This is a genomic window from Rhizobium sp. WW22, assembly GCF_047041135.1.
GTDB lineage: Bacteria > Pseudomonadota > Alphaproteobacteria > Rhizobiales > Rhizobiaceae > Rhizobium.
In genome coordinates, this window is sequence record NZ_CP178198.1 from 913,919 (window position 1) to 931,526 (window position 17,608).

Consider the following 17,608-nt stretch of genomic DNA (forward strand, 5'->3'; position numbering starts at 1 on the left):
CGCATGCGCTGCCCCTATTGCGGCTCAGAAGACACCCAGGTCAAGGATTCGCGCCCGGCGGAGGACAATACGTCCATCCGCCGTCGGCGCATTTGTCCGGATTGCGGCGGCCGCTTCACCACCTTCGAGCGCGTGCAGCTGCGCGAGCTCATGGTTATCAAGAAGACGGGCCGCAAGGTGCCGTTCGATCGCGACAAGCTGGTGCGCTCCTTCGAGATCGCGCTGCGCAAGCGCCCGGTCGATCGTGACCGGATCGAGCGGGCCGTATCGGGCATCGTGCGCCGCCTCGAAAGCTCGGGCGAGACCGAAATCAGCTCCGAGCAGATCGGCCTGCAGGTGCTGGAAGCGCTGAAGAGCCTCGATGACGTCGCCTTTGTGCGCTACGCCTCCGTCTACCGCGATTTTTCGCATGCGGAGGATTTCGAGCACGTGATCGACGAGATCAACGCCAAGATCGCTCGCGATCCGCTGGACCCTTGACCATGGCGCTGCGGCCCGAGGACGAGCATTTCATGGCCGCGGCCATCCGTCTGTCGCGCCAGCATCTGGGGTTGACTTCCACCAATCCATCCGTCGGCTGCCTTATCGTCAAGGATGGCGTAATTATCGGCAGCGGTGTGACCGCGCTTGGCGGGCGCCCGCATGCCGAGCCTCAGGCGCTGGCCGAGGCAGGTGAGGGGGCCAGAGGTGCCACCGCCTACGTGACGCTTGAGCCTTGCTCGCACTACGGCAAGACGCCGCCATGCGCCGAGGCGCTGATCGCTTACGGCGTGGCACGCGTCGTCATCAGCGTCACCGATCCCGACCAGCGCGTCTCCGGGCGCGGCATCACCATGCTGCGCGAGGCCGGCATTGAGGTCGATTCCGGTGTTCTGGAGACGGAAGGCAGGCGATCTCTCGCCGGTTATATCATGCGCCAGACGAGAAACCGCCCCTATGTGACTCTCAAGCTTGCGATTTCCGCCGATGGCATGATTGGCAAGAGGGGTGCGGGGCAGGTTCGCATCACCGGCGATGCCGCACGCGCTGAGGTGCAGATACTGCGGGCGGAAAGCGATGCCATTCTTGTCGGCATAGGTACGGCGATAGCAGATGATCCGGAATTGACCTGTCGGCTCCCCGGCCTGGAGGATCGCACGCCGCTGCGCATCGTCATTGACGACGAGCTGCGGCTTCCCCTTGGCAGCAAGCTGGTCCGCACGGCCCGGCAATATCCGGTGATCGCGGTCGCCGGCCATCCGCCGCCGTTTGACGAGAATACCGACGCCGCATTCCTCGGACGCCGCGCAGCGCTGGATGCCGCCGGCGTCGAGGTCTTGCAATCCAATTCGAGCGAGCCGGGCGAGCTACTGGAGGCATTAGGCACCCGTGGTATCTCGTCGCTGCTGGTGGAGGGAGGCGCCAAGACGGCACGGCGCTTCCTCGACGCTGGAATGGTCGACCGTATCCTGCTGTTTCAAGGTCCTGCCGAGATCGGCGAGGGTGGTATTGAATCGCCGGTTCTGAAATCCAATATCCCAGCTGATTTTATTCATGTTGGCCAGAGCCGCTTCGGCGACGATCTCTGCGACGAATACGAAAGAGGTTTTTGATGTTTACCGGAATTATCACCGACGTCGGCACGGTCGAATCCATTTCCCCGTTGAAGGAAGGCATCAAGCTGCGCGTTGCCACCAATTACGATCCCGCGACGATCGATATGGGCGCATCTATCTCGCACGCCGGCGTCTGCCTGACGGTTACGGGTCTGCCTGAACAGGGCAGCAACGGACGATGGTTCGAGGTCGAGGCCTGGGAAGAGGCTCTCCGCCTGACGACCATCGGCACCTGGGAAGCAGGCGCCAAGATCAATCTTGAACGCTCGCTGAAGATCGGCGACGAACTCGGCGGTCACATCGTGTCCGGCCATATCGATGGCAAGGCGGAAATCCTGTCGGTAACATCAGAGGGTGAGGCCACGCGCTTCCGTCTGCGCGCGCCGGAACATCTTGCCAGGTTCGTCGCGCCGAAGGGTTCGGTCGCGCTCGATGGCACCTCGCTGACCGTCAATGCCGTCGAGGGTACGGAGTTCGACGTGCTGCTGATCCGCCATTCCCTGGAGGTCACGACCTGGGGCGAGCGCAAGGCTGGCGACTTTGTCAATTTCGAAGTCGACACCATGGCACGCTACGCCGCTCGTCTGGCGGAATTCCCCGCGGTCCGCGAATCCTGAGTTTCGTAAGCTCGCCGCAAGAAGGCGTCGATCGGCGCCTTTCCGGCCTAAGCAAGTGTTTTTTCCATAAGAAAATTCGACAATATCTGGCCGCGCTTTTCCACCTGCTGCGCAGCTAAGGTGATAAAGCCTCTGCGCTCGAAGAATGGGCGGGCGGTCAAGCTTGCCTCGGTGAAAATCCGTTGCAAGCCCTGTTCGCGAGCGGCCCTTTCGACCGTCTCTAGTAAAAGGCTGGCGACGCCCTTTCCCTGATAATCCGGCGAAACGAACATCATATCCAGGCATCCATCCGATTGTAGATCGGTAAAACCGATGGGTGTAGAACCATCGACAGCAAGCCAGGTCGGTCGGCTTGCCCGATACTGTGCCCAGACTCCGGCATCATCGACCTTTGCCCAAGCAGCGACCTGCTCCGGACTGTAGTCTTTCGATGCGACCTCACGAACGGCCCGCAGGAAAATCTCGATCGTGGCTCGGGCGTCGCTTGGTTCGTAGCGTTTGACAGAAAACCTTTTCTGCGAAACCGGCACGATGGTTCACCCCTGCAACGGCTAACGTTCGAAGATGGCGTTGGATCTGTCCTTGAGCATGAGCTCATCGATACGCCGAAAGCCGATCTTTTCGGCAACCCGCAACGACGGTAGGTTCTCAAGGTCTACGATGCAGGTCATGCGCCGTCCTGCGAACTGTCTGTCCGCCCAGGCGATGGCCGCGTTCATGGCCTCCGTCGCATAGCCCTTGCCCTGCATCGGCGGCGTAATGCCCCAGCCGGCTTCCAGCGTGCCTTCCGTCATCGGCGTCATGTCGCGATGCAGATCCAGAAATCCCACTTCGCCGATCAGCCGGCCGCTTTGACGCTCCTCGACGGCAAAGAAACCGAAGCCGAGATGATGCCACAGGCCGGCATAGCGTAACAGGCGGGCCCAAACCTGCTCGCGTGTCGGCATCTCGCCGCCGATGAAGCGCACGATCTCCTTGTGTTTCCAGAGCTCGAGGAATTCGTCGAAATCATCAAGCGTATGGCCGCGCAGCAGAAGCCGGTCGGTCGTCAGTGTCGGTATATGGGTCATCGGATTAAATCTTTGCTGAAAATGGTTTTGGTGATGGTCAGTTGTTCGAGGCCCGGGCTCGCCGTCCCAGTAGTCGAGGTTGGTGGCAGCGGCGCGGCCGATGGCACGGAACGCCGTCTTGCCGTCGCTATAGGTTTTGGCCAGGAACTTTCCGGAATCGGGATATTCGACGATCTCGGTTCGAGCCTTGGTGGAAATGGCGAGATAGGTGAGCACGCCAGGCCCGACATTGATCAGCTGATGCGCTGTTTCGGGGCCGCCGGCCGGAGCTCCAAGAACATCGCCTTTGCTGACCGCGATGCGCTGGCCGCCGAAGCGATATTCGCCTTCACCGTCGAGAATGACGAACATCTCCTCCTCGACGTGATGATTGTGAAACGGACAGCCGGATTTGCCCGGAGGCACTTCGTTGTAGCTGATGCCGAGCTGCTTCAGCCCGAGCTTCGCCCCGAAGGAGGTGTCGCTGCCGGCAAAGAAGCTGCCTTGCTGCCAGTGTTCCAGCTCGAGTTCGCCGACATTGACGGCGGGTGCGGATTTCTTCGTCATGAACCTCCCCCTTGCAGGCTTCAAATTATTATCGAAGCGGTTGCGTGTGCGGAAGCCAAAATTTCCGCGGTGCGCCGATCATTTCCAAATAGGGTCGGAATCGGCGCGGGCCATTGAAAAACACTTGCCAAGCGAGGCCCGCCGTGGTTTGACCCGGGCCTAACAAGGTGCCGCGCCCTCTCAAATCGCAGGTGATGTATGACCAGCTCTTCCAACGCTCATATCCTTATCGTCGAAGCCCGCTTCTATGACGATATGGCCGATGCCCTGCTTGATGGCGCCAAGGCAGCTCTCGACGAGGCTGGCGCGACTTATGATATCGTGACAGTGCCCGGCGCGCTGGAGATCCCGGCGGCAATTGCCATGGCGCTTGATGGCGGCGACAATGGTAATGTTGTTTATGACGGCTATGTGGCTCTCGGTATGGTTATCCGCGGCGAGACTTATCATTTCGATATCGTTGCCAATGAATCCTCGCGGGCGCTGATGGATCTGGCCGTCAGCGAGTCCCTCGCGATCGGCAATGGTATCCTCACCGTCGAGAACGATGAGCAGGCATGGGCGCGTGTGCGCCGTTCGGACAAGGACAAGGGCGGCTTTGCCGCCCGTGCGGCGCTGACCATGATCGCGCTGAAAGAGAAGTTGGGTGCATAATACATGAGCAATCAGGATAACGAGCGACCGGCCAAGCCCGCCAATCAGCGAGGTGCCGCACGTCTAGCGGCGGTTCAGGCGCTCTATCAGATGGATATCGGCGGAACCGGCGTTCTGGAGGTTGTGGCTGAATACGAGGCGCACCGCTTGGGGCAGGAGCTGGATGGCGAGACCTATCTGAAGGCCGATGCATCCTGGTTCCGCTCTATCGTATCGGGTGTCGTGCGTGAGCAGACGCGGCTTGATCCGCTGATCGGCTCCGCGCTTCAGGACGACTGGGCGCTGTCGCGTCTCGACAGCACAGTGCGCGCCATCCTGCGCGCCGGCACCTTCGAGCTTATCGACCGCAAGGACGTGCCGGTCCCGGTCATCGTCACCGAATATGTCGAGATCGCGCATGCCTTCTTCGAGGAGGACGAGCCCAAGCTCGTGAATGCCGTGCTCGACCGAATCGCCAAGCAGATTCGCGGCGAAGCGAAGAAATAAAACCGCGCCGGACGCTGGGATCGCGGCATAACGCATTTTCGTTTCCTTCGTTCGCGCCTGATTTCATCTTCGAATATTCTTTTGAACCTTCTGCGGGTGTTTTACCCGCGGACGGTCTTGACGCGACGTTTTCCCACCATCAATCTCGCAACTGCACATCAGCCGATCTCCTGGAGGAGGGGATCGACCGTTGTCGCAGGCGGCCGGGGGAGGAGTGAACCGCCGGCTTTTTTGGAGGGAAAAAGCGAAATGTCGATTCTTTTAGGAGTAATCGCATGCGGACTGCTCTCGGTGATTTACGCCGTATGGGCAACCCGGTCGGTGCTCGCTGCCGATCAGGGCAACGCCCGCATGCAGGAGATTGCCGGGTATATTCGTGAAGGAGCGCAAGCCTATCTGGCGCGCCAATATAGAACCATCGCCATCGTCGGGATCATCGTTTTCATCGCGGCCTGGCTCCTCTTGTCGGCCGAAGCCGCTTTCGGCTTCCTGATCGGCGCAATCCTCTCAGGCGCCGCAGGTTTCATCGGCATGCATGTCTCCGTGCGCGCCAATGTCCGCACCGCGCAAGCCTCGTCGCAGAGCCTGTCCGCAGGTTTGGATATCGCCTTCAAGTCGGGTGCCATCACCGGCATGCTGGTTGCAGGTCTCGCTTTGCTCGGCGTTTCCATCTACTTCTACGTCCTGACCGGTATCCTCGGTCATGAAGCCGGTTCGCGTGATGTGATCGATGCGCTCGTCGCCCTTGGTTTCGGCGCCTCGCTGATCTCGATCTTCGCCCGCCTCGGCGGCGGCATCTTCACCAAGGGTGCGGATGTCGGCGGCGACCTGGTCGGCAAGGTCGAGGCCGGTATTCCGGAAGACGATCCGCGCAATCCCGCCACCATCGCCGACAATGTCGGCGACAATGTCGGCGATTGCGCCGGCATGGCGGCCGACCTGTTCGAGACTTATGCGGTTTCGGTTGTCGCGACCATGGTTCTCGCCTCGATCTTCTTCGCCGGCTCGCCGCTCCTCGGTTCGGCCATGATCTATCCGCTGGCAATCTGCGGCGCCTGCATCATCACCTCGATCATCGGCACCTTCTTCGTGAAGCTCGGTGTCAATGGCTCGATCATGGGTGCCCTCTACAAGGGGCTTATCGCAACCGGCGTCTTGTCGATCGTCGGTCTGGCCGCAGCGACGTCATTGACCATCGGTTGGGGTTCTGTCGGCACGGTGGCCGGCTTCGACGTCACCGGGACAAAGCTGTTCGCTTGCGGCATCGTCGGCCTGATCGTTACGGCGCTGATCGTTGTCATCACCGAATACTACACCGGCACGAACAAGCGGCCGGTCAATTCCATCGCCCAGGCGTCGGTCACCGGTCACGGCACCAACGTCATCCAGGGCCTTGCCGTCTCGCTGGAATCGACGGCACTGCCGGCGATCGTCATCGTTGGCGGCATCATCGCCACCTACCAGCTTGGCGGTCTGTTCGGCACGGGTATTGCGGTTACCGCCATGCTCGGCCTTGCCGGCATGATCGTCGCTCTCGATGCCTTCGGCCCGGTCACGGACAATGCCGGCGGCATCGCGGAAATGTCGCATCTTCCGCCGGAGGTGCGCAAATCCACCGACGCACTGGACGCGGTCGGCAATACCACCAAGGCCGTTACCAAGGGTTACGCCATCGGCTCGGCCGGCCTCGGCGCGCTCGTGCTGTTCGCTGCCTATTCGAACGACCTGCAGTATTTCGCGGCTCACGGGGACAAATATCCGTACTTCGCCAATATCGGCACGATTTCGTTCGAGCTTTCGAACCCCTATGTCGTTGCCGGTCTGCTGTTCGGCGGCCTCATTCCCTATCTCTTCGGCGGGATTGCAATGACGGCCGTCGGCCGTGCCGCCGGTTCGATCGTGGAGGAGGTGCGCCGGCAGTTTCGTGAGAAACCCGGCATCATGCAGGGCACGGAGCGTCCCGATTACGGCCGCGCCGTCGACCTTCTGACCAAGGCGGCCATTCGGGAAATGATCATCCCGTCGCTCTTGCCTGTTCTGGCGCCGGTCGTCGTCTATTTCGGTGTCTTGCTGCTTTCCGGCTCCAAGGCATCGGCCTTTGCCGCTCTCGGCGCTTCCTTGCTCGGCGTAATTATCAACGGCCTCTTCGTCGCCATTTCGATGACGTCGGGCGGCGGTGCTTGGGACAACGCCAAGAAGAGCTTCGAGGACGGTTTCGTCGACAAGGACGGCACGCGTCATATGAAGGGCTCGGAAGCCCACAAGGCTTCAGTCACGGGTGACACCGTCGGTGATCCCTACAAGGACACGGCCGGCCCGGCAGTCAATCCGGCGATCAAGATCACAAATATCGTGGCCCTGCTTCTGCTTGCTATTCTCGCCGGCTAAGCAAACTGAATGCAAAAGAAAACCCGCGAGACGCTATGCCTCGCGGGTTTTTCGTTGAAGCGGTATCCCGGCTTATTGGCCCGGGTTGAGGTTGTTGAGGAAGTTCCTCGCGCCGTTCACGCCGCTGCCGCTGCCCTGGAGGATCTGCTGCAGGAAGGTGATGTCGCGGCCGCCGGTTGGGGTCGTGCGGCTGATCATGTCGAAGACCCTGCCGTCCTTAAGCGTATAGTTGGCTTCCTGCTTCACCACGCCGTCCTTGTCGAAATAGATCGCAAGAATGTTCTGGTCTACCAGCTTCGGCTTCATGAAGGCGGCGGCACGCGTGCGCTTCTGGGAGATATAATAGAAGACTTCACCGTCAAAGGTCGCTGTGGTCGAGGGCGTACCGAGCGAAAGCAGAACCTGCTCGCGGCTCGAACCGACCGGCGCAAGCGCCAGCGACTGCGGATCGAAGATGTAGCCGTTGTTCATGACCTCGCTGGTCTTGCAACCGGAAAGGCCCATGGTCGCAATCACCAGGGCGATGGCGGCAGTGCTGCTGAAAGTAATGTCAGACTTGAAATACCGTCTGGTCAACGACATCTCATCTCCCCTAATGAATCAATCCGATGGCCGGACGGCCGGTATGACCTTGCTGTACACATCATTGTGTCCTTTCCGCGATGGCAAAAGGCACAATCATGTTGTTCGGCACTCTTCGTCACCGATCATGCACAACGTGACGACGGTAAGGGCTGGAGCCTCGAAGCGGGCACAAACTGCATTGCAATTCGCGCCTGCTTCGGTAAACCAGCTTTTGCGTGGATGCAACAAGGCCAAGCAAAAACGGGGCGCTCCGAGGGAGCCAATTCCGGGAATTTTCATGATTTTTGGGCTCTTCCGCAAAAGAAATCACAATCAGATCATCGTCGTCAGGCAGTATGAAGCCTTGACCTCCATGGCGCGGCAGCCGGTTTTTTATACCGATTACAACGTGCCGGATACGGTGATGGGGCGTTTCGAGTTACTGTCTGTCATGATGATCCTGTTCTTTCGACGCACGCGGTCTTCGGCGACAAGCGGTCAGGAACTGGCGCAGGAAATTGTGGATGCTTTCTTCGAGGATATCGATTATTCGATCCGCGAGCTTGGTATAGGCGACAATAGCGTGCCAAAGCGCATGAAGAAGCTGGCCGGCATGTTCTATGGACGCCTCGAAAGCTATGCGAGCGCCATGGATGTCGATGATCGCGCCGCGCTCGCCGTGGCGTTACAGCGCAACATCTATCCCAGGGTGAATGAGGCCGCGGCTTCCATGAGTGCATTGGCCGATTGGATGATGATCGCGGAAGCGCATCTGGCGACCGTCACGGAAGATCAGATCGCCACGGGCTCGGCGACGCTGCCCGTGCCAGACAAAGTCGGTCAACAGGCCGGTTAGGAGATAAAAATGAAAAGACACGACTCCGATGAAACGCCGTTTTCCTATCCCGTGAAGGTAGGGCATATCTCGGCCAATCCGGTGGATGTGCACATCGAGGCTGATGACCGCGAACTGGTTGGGCTCGCGGCCCTTTGGAATGTTCTCTCGGTCAGCAAGCTCGAAGCCGATCTCAAGATTTCGCGCTGGAAGCGCGACGGCGTGCGCATCAAGGGCAACGTGAAGGCAAAGATCGTTCAAGCTTGCGTTGTCACACTCGAGCCGGTCGAATCTGATATCGATGAGGACTTCGAGCACATCTTCGTGCCCGAGGATTCCAAACTGGCGCGCGCGCCTTCTGTGGATGCCGGAGAAATGATACTTGATCCCGATGGTCCGGATCTTCCGGAGACCTTCACCGGCGATACGATAGACGCTGGTGCGGCCGTTGCGGAATTTGCCGCTCTCGCCATAGATCCTTATCCGCGCAAGCCTGGCGTCGAGTTCGAAGCGCATATTGAAGATACCGGTGAAGACGACAGAAAGCCTTCGCCCTTTGCCGTTCTGAAAGATTGGAAAAAGGAATAGGCCCCGGTGCCGTTCGAGCACAATTCAGTTGTCACCGGGGGAGAAAACGGTATTTTGACGCCAAATTCGCCCGTCGCGGCGGAGAAAAAGGACTAGGGACGCGTGATCAGAATTTCTCTTGACCTAATGGGTGGCGACTTCGGCCCTGAGGTTGTTGTTCCCGGCGCGGCCAAGGCGCTGGATAGGCATCCCGATATCACGTTCGTGATGTACGGACAGAAGGAACGCTGCGAGGCGGTCCTCGCCAAATATCCCAAGCTTCGCGAGAAATCGGTCTTTCACGAATGCGAAGTTGCCATCAGTATGGATGAGAAGCCGAGTCAAGCGCTTCGCCGCGGTCGCTACGTCTCCAGCATGTGGCGCTCGATCGAGGCGGTAAAGACGGGCGACGCCGATGTCGTCGTATCCGCCGGAAACACCGGCGCGCTGATGGCGATGGCGAAATTCTGCCTCCGCACCATGGCCAATATCGAACGCCCGGCAATTGCGGCGATCTGGCCGACGCTGCGCGGCGAAAGCATCGTGCTCGATGTCGGCGCTACGATCGGCGCCGATGCCCAGCAATTGCTCGATTTCGCCCTGATGGGTGGCGCCATGGCACGCGCGCTCTTTGAGATTGAACGGCCGACGGTCGGCCTGCTGAATGTCGGCGTCGAGGAAATCAAGGGTCAGGAAGAGGTCAAGGACGCCGGGCGCCTGATCCGCGAAGCCAATCTCGAATCGCTTGAATATTACGGCTTCGTCGAAGGCGACGATATCGGCAAGGGCACCGTCGATGTCGTCGTCACGGAAGGGTTTTCCGGCAATATCGCGCTGAAGGCGGCCGAAGGCACGGCAAAGCAGATCGGCGCCTATCTGCGCGCCGCGATGTCGCGCACGCTGCTTGCACGTATCGGCTATGTATTAGCCAAGGGGGCCTTCGACCTGCTGCGCGAGAAGCTCGATCCCAGCAAGGTCAATGGCGGCGTATTCCTCGGCCTCAATGGTATCGTCATCAAGAGCCATGGCGGAGCCAATGCAGAAGCCTTCGCAGCCGCCATTGATGTCGGCTATGATATGGCCAAGAATGGGCTCACGCAGAAAATCGAAAACGATTTGAAGAGATATCATGCCAAACGGCTGCCCCCTATCGGGCCGGAAGCGGCATGAGAGACGGGGTACAAGCAGAATGATCCGTTCAGTTGTTCGCGGTTTTGGGGCGGCGCTCCCGAAACGCGTCATGACTAATGCCGAGATGGAGCAGGTCGTCGATACCAGCGACGACTGGATCGTCCAGCGCTCGGGCATCCGTCAGCGCTATATCGCCGGCGAAGGTGAAACCACGGCTTCTCTCGGCGAGCAGGCGGCGCGTGCTGCCCTTGCCAATGCCGGCATGACGCCGGATGATCTCGATCTGATCATCGTTGCCACCTCGACGCCGGATAATACTTTTCCCGCGACGGCGGTGAATATCCAGAACCGGCTCGGCATGCATCATGGCTTTGCCTTCGATGTTCAGGCGGTCTGCACCGGCTTCGTCTATGCCGTAACCACGGCCGATGCCTATATTCGCGGCGGGCTCGCCAAGCGCGTGCTCGTCATCGGTGCCGAGACATTTTCGCGCATTCTCAATTGGACCGACCGTACGACCTGCGTTCTCTTTGGCGACGGTGCCGGTGCGCTGATCCTGGAAGCCGGCGAGGGGACTGGCGCCAATACCGATCGCGGCGTGCTGACGGCAAGCCTGCGCTCCGATGGTTCGCACAAGGACAAGCTCTATGTCGATGGCGGCCCGTCGACAACGGGAACGGTCGGCGTTCTCCATATGGCGGGCCGCGAAGTCTTCAAGCACGCCGTCGGCATGATCACCGACGTCATTCAGGCCGCATTCGATGCGACGGGTACCACGCCCGACGATCTCGATTGGCTCGTGCCGCATCAGGCCAATCGCCGCATCATCGATGGTTCCGCCAAGAAGCTCGGAATTGCTCCCGAGAAGGTTGTGGTCACCGTGGACATTCACGGCAACACGTCGGCTGCATCCATCCCGCTTGCGCTTGCCGTGGCCGCTGGTGACGGACGGATCAAGAAAGGCGATCTGGTGATGCTGGAGGCCATGGGAGGCGGCTTCACCTGGGGCGCAGTCCTGCTGCGCTGGTAGCGCCGCATCTCTAAAAGCCGTTCCGAACAAGAGCTTGACCGTTCGGCGCAACGGCAATAGTCTCGCAAAACTTGAAGAAGATTACGCAGCAAAATGGGCGGGGAGCTATGACGGGCAAGACAGTGACGCGCGCAGACCTGGCGGAGTCGGTATTCCGGAAAGTCGGTCTCTCCAGAACGGAGTCGGCGGAACTCGTCGAGACTGTGATCGATGAAATTTGCAACGCCATCGTGCGTGGAGAAACGGTAAAGCTCTCCTCGTTCGCGACATTCCAGGTGCGCGACAAGAATGAGCGCATCGGCCGCAATCCGAAGACCGGTGAAGAAGTGCCGATTTCCCCGCGGCGTGTCATGACCTTCAAGGCGTCGAACGTTCTGAAGACCCGTATCCTCAAGGCCCATACGAGCCGCAAGGCAAAGACCAAGCCGGCAAATCCCGCCTCCTGATCATCCTCGCGATTTCGATTTCGGCTGGCCACATGCCTTGTGACGCCGTCGTTTTAGGCCGATCTGCTTGCCGATTTGTCGCAAGCTTGTGTAACGGCTGAATATCTGACTTGAATTTCCTCCGCCAAACCGTTGAAATATGGTGAGTCGTATCATCGAGCGATACGAATGCCGAAATCCGCTTATGTGTGATCCGGCTAAACGGCACCGCATGTGCAGTGTGGGAGTATGATGATGGACAAGAGCCCGGATGCGTTCCGCACGATCAGCGAAGTCGCGGAAGACCTTGATCTGCCGCAGCATGTCCTACGGTTCTGGGAGACTCGGTTTCCGCAGATAAAGCCGATGAAGCGGGGCGGCGGCAGGCGCTATTATCGCCCCGAGGATGTCGACCTGCTGAATGGGATCCGCCATCTGCTCTACGATCACGGCTATACGATCAAGGGCGTCCAGAAGCTCCTGAAGACCAATGGCAACAAGTTCGTCATCGCCGTCGGGCATGGCGATCTCGCCAGTGTGGAAGCGCTTGCCGCTGCGCAGGAGCCCGCCGCCGTCGAGCCCCGCGTTGCCTCTGCCAATTCCGAGGAAGATCAGATCGTCGGCCGCGCCAAGGCGCCGATCAGCCGCCGCTTCTTCAATTTCGTCAGCGGGGACGACGGCGTGCCGGATGTTTCCATCGGAAAATCGAGTGTCGGCAAGGAAGATCGCGCTTTGCTTCAGGAGACGCTTTACGATCTTCTGGAATGCAAGCGCCTTCTTGACCAGGTGCGATGAGGCTGGCAGCTACGCTGGATTGCTGCTGAAGCATATTGCCTCTTCCAAATGACATTCGAGAACTGTGGCGATGGAGTTCATGCACGCATTGGATGCGCGCAAGCCGGTGGTTTTCTTATCGCGAAGGCTGAGTGACATTATTGTCACATCACTCCCCTTCTGCGCCGTAAAAATTAGTTCGTAAACCTTATTAACTTGATGAGTGGAGATCACAGGTCCAGTTTGGCGGCGAAGCTTATGGCTTCGCCCTGTTTTGAGGGAACAGTCAGGCTATGGAGGGGCACGTTGTTGTCTGCCGGGAGACTCCATCTCTGACGAATAGTCGAATGGAGATATCATGAACATCAAGAGCCTTCTTCTTGGCTCCGCCGCTGCTGTCGCTGCAGCAGGCGCTGGCCACGCCGCAGACGCCATTGTCGCCGCTCAACCCGAACCGCTTGAATATGTTCGCATCTGCGATGGATACGGCACAGGCTATTTCTATATTCCCGGCACGGAAACCTGCCTGAAGATCGGCGGCAAGGTTCGCACCGAAGGCGAGTGGTATGACGCCTATAATCCGCGCAGCAGGGTCGGCACCCTCTGGCACGAGCGTGTCGAGCTCAATGTCGATACCGCAACCGATACGGAATACGGTCCGCTGAAGACCAACACCATTTTCCGCTGGGAGTGGAACGATGGAGGCGCAACCAACTCCAAGCTGCTATTCGCCAATATCAGCCTCGGCGGCTTCACGGTCGGCAAGCTCGACTCTCAATATAATCTTTACGTGGGCTATGCCGGCGACGTCGTCAACGACGACGTGATCTATGACGGTCCGTACGAGCTCAATCAGTTGACCTATAAATACGAGCCAGACAATGGCTTCTCGGCTGTGATCTCCCTGGAAGACTCCAACTCCACCTCCGACGGCGAGGCCTCTTACGGCGCCGGCTGGTGGACGGATGACAAATCCAACCACTATGCTCCCGACGTCGTTGCCGGCCTTGGCTACAAGGCAGGCAACTGGGGCATCAAGGTTGTCGGCGGCTATGACTCGATCGTCGAGGAAGGTGCCATCAAGGCTCGTCTTGACGCCAAATTCGGTGGCGTCGAAGCCTTCCTGATGGGGGGCTGGAATACGGACGGCGACAAGCTGAACAAATATGCCGGCACCAACCAGGATATCTCGGCCTGCACGAAATCCAACGGCACCGTCAATGCCGCCAAATGTGGCTGGGGTGACTGGGCAGTATGGGGCGGCGTCGGCGTCCCGATCAACGACAAGCTGAAGTGGAACCTCCAGCTTGCCTATACCGAGTCCAAGATGTTCGAGGCGACCACGAACCTCAAGATCTATCCGGTGAAGGATTTCCTGGTCGAGCCGGAACTCACCTATGTGCATTACGACTACATCAAGGATGACACGGTCGCCGGCATCCTTCGTTTCGAGCGGAACTTCTGATCGAAAACGCTCCCCGGCCTGGATAGTGCGGGCCTGCTAATCGGAGATGGGCCTCGTCATCCAGCGAGGCCTTTTCATTTTGTGCTAACCCGCTATCCCGCTGTTAAGCACGATACGATCTCTGCGTGCAGTTTTACCATCATTCGGCGGATTTTCATCTTACGCTTGGTGGGATCGGCTTGCTAAAGCTTACCGTTGGCTGTATTTCCCTTTCCCTAGGGTTGTATCTAAAATTGCCGGAGGGAACATGCGCATACGTGCCACAATGGCGGCGAGCCTCGTCGCTATATCAACCATTCTATCGAGCTGTCAGACACCGCAGGAATCGGCGATGAATGCGGAAATGACCTGCCAGTCGCAAGGGTTCCGTCCGGGAACGCAGCGTTACAATCGCTGTGTCGGCACGACTTATCAATCCAATCGCGCCCAGGCGCAACAGGCTGAAAACCAGGCCGCCGCTTTGGCTGCCGCCGGCATCATCGGCGGCGTTCTCGTCGGCGCCGCCGTCAGCGACAATCACCACCATCGCGGCTATTACGGCCGTCCCTATTATCGCCGCTGCTATCGCTGCTGGTAAGTGTGATCTTTATCCGCACCATGCCAAGCTCCGTCAGCTCGCGCTGACGGAGTTTTCACGTCCGGGTCACAGCGGGCGGTTAGTCTGGCGGGCTCATTTCCTGGCGGTTGACGAGCTTCACGCTTCGGTCCGGCTGGACGATGTAGGTTTCGAGCACATCCTGGCCCCACTGGTTGGTGAAATGGTGCTGGAATTGCGAGCCAGGGGGTGAAAGTGTCAGCTTCATATGCGGTTGGCCGCCGTAGGTGATGCTGCCTGGAATGGGCTGCACCGTGTCCGTTGTGTTGCACGCGGCAAGCAGCGGTGCGCATATGATGAGAGCTAAGAGGGGCTTCATTGCCTTGACTTTCCGCGCACTTCCCACCTTGCGCAATCTGTCGCGCAACAAAGGCGGAAGGGCATCTATGAGTGTGGCTTCAAATCACTATATAGACATAATGACGGCGTGCTCGGCAGCAAGGTTTGCATGCAGATTTACTTCGCAGCGCCGCCGAATTTCGAAGGAGTCGCATATGTTTACGATTGCCAGATCGATAACTGCCGCTGGCTTTGGTCTTTTACTGGCGGCCGGCGCCGTCATGCCGGCGAATGCCATCACTATGCCGGCCCTAACCGTCCCTGCAACCGAACAGCCTGAGATCATCCAGATTCGCGATCACGGCCACGGTCATGGGCATCATCACCACCATAATCGTTGGCGCAGCGGCCACCGGCTGCACGGCTCGGACAGCTATTATGACGACGATTCGGACAGCGGCGTGCTTTTCAAATCTTTCGTGACCGGCACTCTGTTTAACAGCGAGCGCTCGCAGAGCTATTACGGAAGCCATGCGCGTGACTGCGCAAGCCGCTACCGCTCGTATCGCCCCTCGGATAACACTTATCAGCCGAGCCATGGACCGAGGCAGCTGTGTCGCTGAACGGCAACTTTTTCTGAGCAGGCCGCTACTTTTCGCTTGCGTCGGGAAACGCTAAACTCTAAACGAAACAAGCCGTTTCGGCAGGTCGGGGCGTAGCGCAGCCCGGTAGCGCACTTGACTGGGGGTCAAGGGGTCGCTGGTTCGAGTCCAGTCGCCCCGACCATTTATCTCCTTGAACTCCCAATCGAATTTTTGAAAATCAGCTACACCAGGATGTCGCCTGGCCGGTCCAGCGGCGTGCGAGGCCTTCCGACACCATCTGGTCCCCGAGCGAGCGCCCCGCGCGCATGGCAATGCGCAGCTTGCCGCCATTCGGGTCGTCGCGGCGGTTGCTGCCGGAAAGCACGAAGTTTCCATCGTTGAGAATGGCCTGCAGGCGAAGCTTTGCGGCCACGCCTCGCTGCTTTTCGCTGGGGCAGCGCGCGGTACCGGCGTCCGGGACGTCGATATCGGCCAGCTGGATTCTGATGCCGTCCTGCCAGAAAGTATTGCCGTCAACGACGCAATTGGTCCCGGAGCCGGCGCCGCAAAGCACGAAGCGGCCGCCGGACTGGGCTCGCAAGCTGGGCATGGGCCGTTCGACCGGTATCTTGTTGACCGGCATCGCCACCGGAATGGCGGCGGGCGGCACTGGCAGGGAAGATTCGGCTCGAGGCTCGGGTGTGATCGCCGCCGTCTTTATCTGCGGCTTCGCAGCCGGCACCGGCGCGTCCTTAGCCATATGAGGCATGCCGGCAACTGCTCCGGCATGCGCCAGCATCGACGGCATATCCTTGCGATGCTCATAGGCGTAGAGGCCGGCTACCGTTGCCAGGCCGACAACGCCCCATAGCCACATCGAATTGCCCGCCTTGGACTGCGGCTTGCGCCGCGTGCGTCGTTTCGCTTTCGCCATGGTATCGTCCCTCAATTGTGAGGGGGATTATCGCCGCCATTTCTTACCGATCCGTTGGCTTTGGCGGAGATCATGAACTGCGATGGGCAAGGCTACTTCGCGGCCGCTGTCGGCGCCTTCAGTTTCACCGGCATCGTCACCTGTCCATTGATGGAAAGTCTCGTGCCGCGATTGTCGAGATTGTTGACCGCGCTATTGCTCGACAGAGCACTGATCTCGCAGGCATCCGCAATGGTGTCGAGCAGGGTGGCGCAGCTGCCGGCCGCAATCTTGTAGAAGGATTTCAAGGCCTTCTCCTGCTGCTCCTCGCTGTCTCCATCCGCCACCGGATAGGAAATCGATATTCCGGATTGAACGGAAATATATCCTTCGGGCGGCTGGCGAGGATTGCGTAGGGGAAGGTTTGAGAAGTTTTGTGCGACGGCGGGCAGGGCCATCGTTGCCAGCGTCACGCCGAGAGCGGTCCGAATCAGAAATTTGGTCATCATTGTGTCTCCGTTTTTCCGCTTATCGCATAAGCAGATAAAGGCTCGGTGATGCCATAACTTAAAATTGTACCTTCGCTTGACTTTCCGTAAAATTTGCGAATCAGAAATACTTCGCGCCGAAATGCTTCCTTGCCAACCCAATACGCAAGGCGCATAGTCCAGCCTTATCGTCGGAAGTGAAACGGGTGCCGGCGAAGTAGTGCGTGCTTTTGCCCGAACGGACAACGAGACGCGCAAATGCTGGACACACCTATACATCCACGAGATCTGCCGCTGTTTTCAGACGATTTGGACCGTCTCGAGAAGGTACTGGACACCGTCTGCAAGGATCGTGGCATGAACCCTCGCAGCCTTGAGGCAGAGCGCCTCGGCGCGCTGATCATCCAGCTCTATCGCCAGGGCGTGAAGGATGACGCAAAGCTGCTCGCCCTTGCGCGGGCTTATTTCTGACACAGCTGCGGTTTTTTGTGGCCGAAAATCTAATCGATTTAAGCTGATTTCACATAGCTGCAATGATGCATTGTGCCTGTTCTAAGCGGACAAGGTTCCTTATATTTGCTGCATTGCACAAAGAGATTCGA

The 17,608-nt window shown here is 59.0% G+C and carries 22 protein-coding genes, 1 tRNA gene and 1 pseudogene; 17 read left to right on the top strand and 7 right to left on the bottom strand.

From position 1 onward, the window contains the following. The first annotated feature begins 3 nt into the window (after positions 1-3). Genes nrdR through ACK83U_RS04605 form a run of 3 tightly spaced genes read left to right on the top strand, consistent with a single transcriptional unit; the run spans position 4 to position 2,212 of the window. A complete protein-coding gene (gene nrdR, locus ACK83U_RS04595) occupies positions 4-480 on the top strand; it encodes a transcriptional regulator NrdR (RefSeq protein ID WP_015339425.1) in 477 nt (158 codons plus the stop codon). Between the two features lie 2 nt (positions 481-482). Next, the gene (gene ribD, locus ACK83U_RS04600) at positions 483-1,592 is read left to right on the top strand and encodes a bifunctional diaminohydroxyphosphoribosylaminopyrimidine deaminase/5-amino-6-(5-phosphoribosylamino)uracil reductase RibD (RefSeq protein ID WP_112607239.1); all 1,110 of its coding nucleotides are present in this window, start codon (positions 483-485) and stop codon (positions 1,590-1,592) included. Continuing rightward, positions 1,592-2,212 carry a riboflavin synthase gene (locus ACK83U_RS04605; protein WP_015339427.1) on the top strand — a complete coding sequence of 207 codons (621 nt, stop codon included), beginning with the start codon at positions 1,592-1,594 and terminating at the stop codon, positions 2,210-2,212. The genes ribD and ACK83U_RS04605 overlap by 1 nt, the downstream gene beginning before the upstream one ends. 47 nt (positions 2,213-2,259) lie before the next feature. Here ACK83U_RS04605 and ACK83U_RS04610 read toward each other — a convergent pair whose 3' ends face one another. The 3 genes and pseudogenes from ACK83U_RS04610 to ACK83U_RS04620 form a co-directional block, all read right to left on the bottom strand. Continuing rightward, positions 2,260-2,742, bottom strand: coding sequence for a GNAT family N-acetyltransferase (locus ACK83U_RS04610; RefSeq protein ID WP_112607237.1), 483 nt, complete (start codon positions 2,740-2,742; stop codon positions 2,260-2,262). 21 nt (positions 2,743-2,763) lie between these two features. Further along, positions 2,764-3,282 (bottom strand): GNAT family N-acetyltransferase, encoded by a 519-nt coding sequence (locus ACK83U_RS04615; protein WP_112607235.1) that lies wholly within the window; start codon positions 3,280-3,282, stop codon positions 2,764-2,766. A gap of 51 nt (positions 3,283-3,333) precedes the next feature. Beyond that, positions 3,334-3,828 (bottom strand): annotated as a pseudogene (locus ACK83U_RS04620) (cupin domain-containing protein); the annotation flags it as partial. A 198-nt stretch (positions 3,829-4,026) separates the two neighbouring features. Here ACK83U_RS04620 and ribH point away from each other — a divergent pair. The 3 genes from ribH to ACK83U_RS04635 all read left to right on the top strand — a co-directional run bounded on the left by ribH (position 4,027) and on the right by ACK83U_RS04635 (position 7,356). Continuing rightward, positions 4,027-4,482 (top strand): 6,7-dimethyl-8-ribityllumazine synthase, encoded by a 456-nt coding sequence (gene ribH / locus ACK83U_RS04625; RefSeq protein ID WP_015339431.1) that lies wholly within the window; start codon positions 4,027-4,029, stop codon positions 4,480-4,482. Positions 4,483-4,485: 3 nt separating this feature from the next. Beyond that, on the top strand, positions 4,486-4,968 hold the full coding sequence (gene nusB, locus ACK83U_RS04630; RefSeq protein WP_015339432.1) for a transcription antitermination factor NusB: 483 nt from the start codon (positions 4,486-4,488) through the stop codon (positions 4,966-4,968). Between the two features lie 249 nt (positions 4,969-5,217). Then, entirely contained in the window at positions 5,218-7,356 is a 2,139-nt protein-coding gene (locus ACK83U_RS04635; protein WP_112337860.1) for a sodium-translocating pyrophosphatase, read from the top strand. Positions 7,357-7,428: 72 nt separating this feature from the next. Here the strand turns inward: ACK83U_RS04635 and ACK83U_RS04640 are convergent, their stop codons facing one another. Further along, positions 7,429-7,938 (bottom strand): outer membrane protein assembly factor BamE, encoded by a 510-nt coding sequence (locus tag ACK83U_RS04640; protein ID WP_015339434.1) that lies wholly within the window; start codon positions 7,936-7,938, stop codon positions 7,429-7,431. On the opposite strand from ACK83U_RS04640, the gene ACK83U_RS04645 reads away from it, so the two are divergent. From ACK83U_RS04645 to ACK83U_RS04680, 8 genes are all read left to right on the top strand, one after another. Further along, the gene (locus tag ACK83U_RS04645; RefSeq protein WP_412474795.1) at positions 7,859-8,776 is read left to right on the top strand and encodes a ubiquinol-cytochrome C chaperone family protein; all 918 of its coding nucleotides are present in this window, start codon (positions 7,859-7,861) and stop codon (positions 8,774-8,776) included. The two genes, ACK83U_RS04640 and ACK83U_RS04645, sit on opposite strands and share 80 nt — an antisense overlap. A gap of 9 nt (positions 8,777-8,785) precedes the next feature. Next, complete coding sequence (locus ACK83U_RS04650; RefSeq protein ID WP_112414664.1) at positions 8,786-9,343, top strand: YceD family protein; 558 nt, start codon at positions 8,786-8,788, stop codon at positions 9,341-9,343. Between the two features lie 102 nt (positions 9,344-9,445). Further along, on the top strand, positions 9,446-10,492 hold the full coding sequence (plsX, locus tag ACK83U_RS04655) for a phosphate acyltransferase PlsX (RefSeq protein WP_112337857.1): 1,047 nt from the start codon (positions 9,446-9,448) through the stop codon (positions 10,490-10,492). A 19-nt stretch (positions 10,493-10,511) separates the two neighbouring features. After that, positions 10,512-11,483, top strand: coding sequence for a beta-ketoacyl-ACP synthase III (locus tag ACK83U_RS04660; protein ID WP_112607229.1), 972 nt, complete (start codon positions 10,512-10,514; stop codon positions 11,481-11,483). Positions 11,484-11,590: 107 nt separating this feature from the next. Continuing rightward, positions 11,591-11,929: an integration host factor subunit alpha gene (locus tag ACK83U_RS04665; protein ID WP_041677339.1), complete on the top strand. Its 339-nt coding sequence runs from the start codon at positions 11,591-11,593 to the stop codon at positions 11,927-11,929. Between the two features lie 228 nt (positions 11,930-12,157). After that, positions 12,158-12,703 carry a MerR family transcriptional regulator gene (locus ACK83U_RS04670; RefSeq protein WP_106997502.1) on the top strand — a complete coding sequence of 182 codons (546 nt, stop codon included), beginning with the start codon at positions 12,158-12,160 and terminating at the stop codon, positions 12,701-12,703. A gap of 337 nt (positions 12,704-13,040) precedes the next feature. Beyond that, positions 13,041-14,147 (top strand): porin, encoded by a 1,107-nt coding sequence (locus tag ACK83U_RS04675; RefSeq protein WP_112607227.1) that lies wholly within the window; start codon positions 13,041-13,043, stop codon positions 14,145-14,147. Between the two features lie 247 nt (positions 14,148-14,394). Beyond that, the gene (locus tag ACK83U_RS04680; protein ID WP_112607225.1) at positions 14,395-14,724 is read left to right on the top strand and encodes a hypothetical protein; all 330 of its coding nucleotides are present in this window, start codon (positions 14,395-14,397) and stop codon (positions 14,722-14,724) included. A 79-nt stretch (positions 14,725-14,803) separates the two neighbouring features. Here the strand turns inward: ACK83U_RS04680 and ACK83U_RS04685 are convergent, their stop codons facing one another. Then, positions 14,804-15,061, bottom strand: coding sequence for a hypothetical protein (locus tag ACK83U_RS04685; RefSeq protein WP_112337853.1), 258 nt, complete (start codon positions 15,059-15,061; stop codon positions 14,804-14,806). 175 nt (positions 15,062-15,236) lie between these two features. On the opposite strand from ACK83U_RS04685, the gene ACK83U_RS04690 reads away from it, so the two are divergent. Both ACK83U_RS04690 and ACK83U_RS04695 read left to right on the top strand, forming a co-directional pair. Continuing rightward, complete coding sequence (locus ACK83U_RS04690) at positions 15,237-15,644, top strand: BA14K family protein (RefSeq protein ID WP_112607223.1); 408 nt, start codon at positions 15,237-15,239, stop codon at positions 15,642-15,644. Positions 15,645-15,730: 86 nt separating this feature from the next. Beyond that, positions 15,731-15,807: transfer RNA gene (locus ACK83U_RS04695), tRNA-Pro, on the top strand. Between the two features lie 36 nt (positions 15,808-15,843). Here the strand turns inward: ACK83U_RS04695 and ACK83U_RS04700 are convergent. Both ACK83U_RS04700 and ACK83U_RS04705 read right to left on the bottom strand, forming a co-directional pair. After that, positions 15,844-16,539, bottom strand: coding sequence for a thermonuclease family protein (locus ACK83U_RS04700; protein WP_112607221.1), 696 nt, complete (start codon positions 16,537-16,539; stop codon positions 15,844-15,846). A 92-nt stretch (positions 16,540-16,631) separates the two neighbouring features. Next, entirely contained in the window at positions 16,632-17,024 is a 393-nt protein-coding gene (locus ACK83U_RS04705) for a hypothetical protein (RefSeq protein ID WP_412474796.1), read from the bottom strand. Positions 17,025-17,264: 240 nt separating this feature from the next. Between ACK83U_RS04705 and ACK83U_RS04710 the strand changes: the two genes are divergently transcribed. Further along, positions 17,265-17,477: a hypothetical protein gene (locus ACK83U_RS04710; RefSeq protein ID WP_015339447.1), complete on the top strand. Its 213-nt coding sequence runs from the start codon at positions 17,265-17,267 to the stop codon at positions 17,475-17,477. Positions 17,478-17,608: the final 131 nt, after the last annotated feature.